The sequence below is a fragment of the Stenotrophomonas maltophilia group sp. Smal17 genome, assembly GCF_030237045.1.
In the GTDB taxonomy this organism is placed as follows: Bacteria; Pseudomonadota; Gammaproteobacteria; order Xanthomonadales; family Xanthomonadaceae; genus Stenotrophomonas; species Stenotrophomonas forensis.
This window is the reverse complement of the sequence record NZ_JASJSU010000064.1, coordinates 1-2,995: the sequence shown is the minus strand read 5'-3', so window position 1 is coordinate 2,995 and position 2,995 is coordinate 1. Positions and strand designations below refer to the sequence as shown.

Genomic DNA, 2,995 nt, shown 5'->3' with positions numbered 1-2,995 from the left:
GCAATCCGGGGCGCTCTGCCGGAGGTCATGATGCTGCCGGCCAGCGGCCGGCACCACCATGACCGTTGCGGTCATTTCGGCTGGTAACGCACGCTCAGCTGGTACTCGCGGCCGGGCTGGTTGTACCACGCCACGGTCTCGTACCTGCGGTCGAACACGTTGGCCGCACGCGCCAGCAGCGACCACGACGGCGTCAGCGCGTACTCGGCACGCAGGTCCAGCGTGCCGTAGCCGCCGACCTTCACCGAGTTGCCGGCGTTGTCATAGCGCTTGCCCGCGCCCTGCACGGTCAGTCCGGCGCGGACGTCGCCGAAGCGGCGATCAATGTCCAGGCGCGCGGTCTGCTGCGCGCGGCGCGGCAGCCAGTTGTCGAACTGGGTGTTGCCGCGGGTGCGGTTGCGCGGGTCGGTGTAGCTCAGCTGCGCGTTGATGTCGAAACCGGCCAGCAGCACGCCACCGGTCAGTTCGGCGCCACGGATGCGCGCCTTCTCCACCTGCTGCATCTTCATCGTGAGCGCATCGTAGGTGATCAGGTCATCGATGCGGGTTTCGTACACGTCCAGGCCCCAGTGCCAGCCCTGGCCCTGCTGTGAAACGCCAAGGTTGGCGCTCTTGGACTTCTCCGGCTTCAACGTCGGCACGCCGCTCCACGGGTCGTACAGGTCGCTGAAGGTCGGTGCCTTGAAGGCGGTGCCGTAGCTGGCGTTGACGCGCAGGCCGTGCTCCAGCTGCATCGCCCAGCCAAGGCTGCCGGTGGCATGGTTGCCGAATTGCTGGTTGTCGTCGTTGCGCGCGCTGGCCTGCAGCTGGTGGCGGCCGAAGCGGCCCTGGTACTGCACGAACACGCCGGTGTTGCGGCGGCTGTCAACGAGGTAGCCCGCGCTGCTGCCATCCAGGTTGTCTTCACTCCAGTCCACGCCGGCGCTCAGCAGCTGGCCTTCGGCCAGGCCGATATCGCCCTGCAGCGAGGCGCTGTCGCGGTGGGTCTGCGCACTACCGAATACGGCCGGTGCGCCATAGTTGTCCGATTCGTTGTCGCTGCGGCCGACGTTGGCAGTGAACGCCACGCGTTCGGAGGGGGTGTAGCGCACCTTGCCGGCCAGCACCTGCTGGCGGGTTTCGGAGTAGTTGTAGTAGCCGTCGTAATGGTTCCTGCCGTCGGCGCGCAGCGCGCTGCCTTCCACGTTCCACTGGTCGTTGAAGGTGTAGCCGCCACGCAGGCTCTTGGACAGGTTGCGGTAGCCGTCGCGGTCGTGTTCGTCGGCAAAGCAACCGGCAGTGAACACCGAGGAAGAGCCGCGGCAGGCATCGATGCCATCGGAATGCTGGTAGGCGATGTCGGCGCCAAACCAGCCGCGTTCGGTGCCGCCACCAATGCCACCGCTGGCCTCGCGCAGGCCGTTGCTGCCACCGCCGAGCTGGAAGTGCGGGGCAAAGTCACCGGCATTGCGGCGGGTGAAGATCTGGATCACGCCACCGATGGCGTCGGCGCCATACAGGCTGGACTGCGGTCCGCGCACGATCTCCACGCGCTCGATCTGCGCCAGCGGCAGGTCCTGGTACATGGCCAGGCCGAGGTCGGCGCTGTTGATGCGCACGCCGTCGACCAGCACCACGGTGTGGCCGGAGTTGGTGCCGCGCAGGAACAGCGAGCTCTGCTTGCCAAGGCCGCCGGCGTTGGTCAGGTTGATGCCGGCGCGGCCGCGCAGCAGTTCCTGCAGCGAAGTGGCCTGGCTGGATTCGATCTGCGCGCGGTCGATCACCTGGGCCGGCGCGATGCTGTCCTGCAGGGCGATCGGCGTGCGGGTGGCGGTAACCAGCACTTGGTCGAGCGCGGTGGTGTCATCGGCGGCCTGCGCGTGCGCGGGCAGGGCGGCCAGCACGGCCAGGGACAGCATTCGGGTCTGCAGCTTCATCGGGAGGACTCCAGGTGCCACGCACGCCCGCGCAGCGAAGGGGAGGAGCCGCGAAGACAGGCACGCGCCGATGCCACGGCCGACGCCGTGCTCATCCAGCGCCATGCCCACCGCATCGCGACCTGAGGCTTCCGGGCCGGTCTCCGGGCTTGCCGCCGGGTGGCGCGAGGCCACCGTCCAGGCGCCTTCCCATGCGCGTGGCACAGTGGCGTTGTTGCCTGGAACTGACGTGCTTACCGTTGCGGGGGCAGCGCCGGCCTGGCGTGGAATCACGCGTCACCGGCTTCCCGTTTCAACCTGCCGGCCAAGGCCGCAGGTCACCTGGAAGTGCGCGCAGTCTACGCCATCCCCGGCAGCCGTAGGGTCGAGCTTGCTCGACTGCCTTTGCTGTGCCCTTAGAATGGTCCCTCGATCCCGTGGTGCCGTTGCCGATGTCCGCCCGTTTTCCGCTGTTCCCGCGTTGCCTGTACGGGGCGCACGCATGATCCTCGACCTGGTCCGCCATGCCGGCAACGGTCGCGATGAGTTCCTCGATGGCCGCACCGATCCACCGCAGCTGGCGCCGCTGCCACAGGAGCTGGTCGACGCCTACGCCGCACAGCCGTGGGAGCGGGTGATCAGTTCGCCGCGGCTGCGCTCGCTGCATACGGCGATGGCGCTGGCCACCGCACGCGGCCTGGACGTGGAGGCGGACGAAGAGTGGGAAGAACTGGATTTCGGTGATTGGGACGGGCAGTCCCTGTTCGATCTTCCGGAAGACGCGCTGGCGGCGTTCCATGCCGACCCGCACGCGTTCCCGCCACCGAACGGCGAGAGCTGGGGCCATTTCGAGCGGCGCATCGCACGCGCGCTGGATCGCCTGCTCGATGATGATGACCCGCTGCCGACACTGGTGGTCAGCCACGGTGGCCCGCTGCGCATGGTGCTGTCGCAGGTGTGCGGCCTGCCGATGTCGCTGTGCTGGGCATTGCGCATTGACCATGGCACGCGCCTGCGGGTACGGCTGGAACGCGGTGAAGCAGGCCTGGTGGGCGAACTGCTGGAACTGCAGCAGCCCTGAGCCGAGGGTCGGGCCGGCC

Annotated in this window: 2 protein-coding genes and 1 riboswitch; of the genes, one reads left to right on the top strand and one right to left on the bottom strand. The window is 68.3% G+C overall.

Annotated elements, in window-relative coordinates; all coding sequences use genetic code 11:
* Nucleotides 1–71 precede the first annotated feature (71 nt).
* Nucleotides 72–1,916 carry a TonB-dependent vitamin B12 receptor gene (gene btuB, locus QRO93_RS15330; protein WP_180881070.1) on the bottom strand — a complete coding sequence of 615 codons (1,845 nt, stop codon included), beginning with the start codon at nt 1,914–1,916 and terminating at the stop codon, nt 72–74.
* A gap of 116 nt (nt 1,917–2,032) precedes the next feature.
* A riboswitch (cobalamin riboswitch) is annotated at nt 2,033–2,256 on the bottom strand.
* Nucleotides 2,257–2,397: 141 nt separating this feature from the next.
* On the opposite strand from btuB, the gene QRO93_RS15325 reads away from it, so the two are divergent.
* Nucleotides 2,398–2,976 (top strand): histidine phosphatase family protein, encoded by a 579-nt coding sequence (locus QRO93_RS15325; RefSeq protein WP_180881068.1) that lies wholly within the window; start codon nt 2,398–2,400, stop codon nt 2,974–2,976.
* Nucleotides 2,977–2,995: the final 19 nt, after the last annotated feature.